This is a genomic window from Collinsella aerofaciens (assembly GCF_032584215.1).
GTDB lineage: Bacteria > Actinomycetota > Coriobacteriia > Coriobacteriales > Coriobacteriaceae > Collinsella.
Map to the genome: position 1 here is coordinate 1 of NZ_JAWHPN010000064.1, position 898 is coordinate 898.

2 protein-coding genes are annotated in these 898 nt (G+C 44.7%); both read left to right on the forward strand.

Translation table 11 applies throughout. The features are described from left to right. Positions 1-97: 97 nt before the first annotated feature. A complete protein-coding gene (locus RX395_RS09740; protein ID WP_172748970.1) occupies positions 98-457 on the forward strand; it encodes a type II toxin-antitoxin system RelE/ParE family toxin in 360 nt (119 codons plus the stop codon). Continuing rightward, positions 457-753, forward strand: coding sequence for a helix-turn-helix domain-containing protein (locus tag RX395_RS09745; protein ID WP_131972168.1), 297 nt, complete (start codon positions 457-459; stop codon positions 751-753). The genes RX395_RS09740 and RX395_RS09745 overlap by 1 nt, the downstream gene beginning before the upstream one ends. The last annotated feature ends 145 nt before the right edge of the window (positions 754-898 follow it).

Below are 898 nucleotides of genomic sequence, written 5' to 3' on the forward strand. Positions count from 1 at the left end.
CATATCAGGTGTGACGATGTTGCGTTCAGATAACTTTTAAGCATTGACAGAATGATAACTTTTTCGTATAATGAAAGAGGATAGGGGGAATAATAAATTGCACGAGATTATTTTTTATGAAGATAGCAGCGGGAAAAATCCTGTTCGTGAATATATGCGGGAGCTGGAGAAAAGCAAGAGTAAGGACAGCCGAATAAAACTGAACAAGATCAATGATTACATACAGGCTTTGAGCGTGTATGGAGTGGCGGAGTTAAACGAGAACTATGTGAAGCATTTGGACGGCGAGATATGGGAGCTGCGTCCAATCCGTGACCGGATATTATTTGCCGGAGTAGTCGGTGGGCGGTATGTGCTGCTTCATCAGTTTATGAAACAGACACAGAAAACGCCTGCCAGAGAGATTGAAAAGGCCAAACGGGAATTAGCTGATTTCAGAGAAAGGAGCGGTCTATAATGAGCGTTGAACTGAATGGTTTTAAGTGGACTACTTGGGATGATGTACGCAAGGAAGTTTTCACCCCAGAGGAAATTGCGGAGAGTGATCTGCGGGTGGCTCTTATCGGGGAGCTGACTAAGGCCAGGAAGGAAAAAGGGATTTCTCAGCGAGAACTGGAGGAACTAAGCGGCGTAAAACAGCCAGTGATTGCCAGAATGGAGAATGGCAGCACAACACCGAATTTGAGTACGGTTTTGAAAGTCCTTGCCCCTCTTGGAAAGACTTTGTATATTGGAGATTTGAAGCAGGGCTGATGAACATTTTTACCGTAAGGACTGAGGACTTCGGTAAAAAATGAGGCCGCATGATCCATAGGAACTTAGTGGTTTCTATGGACAGCGGCCTTTTGGAAGTATCGAATAATTGTCGCCAAAACTGGGGCGAAAATCCGATATGGGT

Bases quoted from the DNA above. Each gene is read 5' to 3' on its own strand.
- RX395_RS09745 (WP_131972168.1), top strand. From the start codon at position 457: ATGAGCGTTGAACTGAATGGTTTTAAGTGGACTACTTGGGATGATGTA.